The 364-nt window shown below is 36.5% G+C and carries 1 protein-coding gene; it reads left to right on the top strand.

Annotated elements, in window-relative coordinates:
• A partial coding sequence (locus A6E03_RS18170) for a class I SAM-dependent methyltransferase (protein ID WP_141677307.1) occupies nucleotides 1-364 on the top strand: 364 nt, incomplete at both ends.

Raw genomic sequence — 364 nt, 5'->3', positions numbered from 1 at the left:
TATGGAAGAGTAACTAATGAGCTTTATGACTTAGGTTATAAAAGTATTTGTGGTGTTGATTCTTCATTGGAAATGATTAATCGTGGGAACAATGAATTCCCGCATCTAGAGCTGAACTACTCAAAAGGTTCACAACTTCCTTTTTCTGATTCTTCCTTTGATGCCATTGTTACGTGCGCTGTTTTTACATGCATTCCAGAGGCGCAAGTTAGGGTAAATGTTGTTTCTGAACTACTAAGAATTTTAAAGCCAAATGGAGTCATTTATTTAGCTGAATTTTGCTCTGATGAAAGTCTTTTTTTTACGTCTGGTGTTGGGGTTCCAATGTGGCACGGAACTCAAGTTGAAATTGAAAACATAGTTG

Origin of the sequence: Aliivibrio sp. 1S128 (assembly GCF_001691065.1) — a bacterium.
In the GTDB taxonomy this organism is placed as follows: Bacteria; Pseudomonadota; Gammaproteobacteria; order Enterobacterales; family Vibrionaceae; genus Aliivibrio.
Note: the sequence above shows the minus strand (reverse complement) of the source record. Positions and strands in the feature narration are given on the sequence as shown.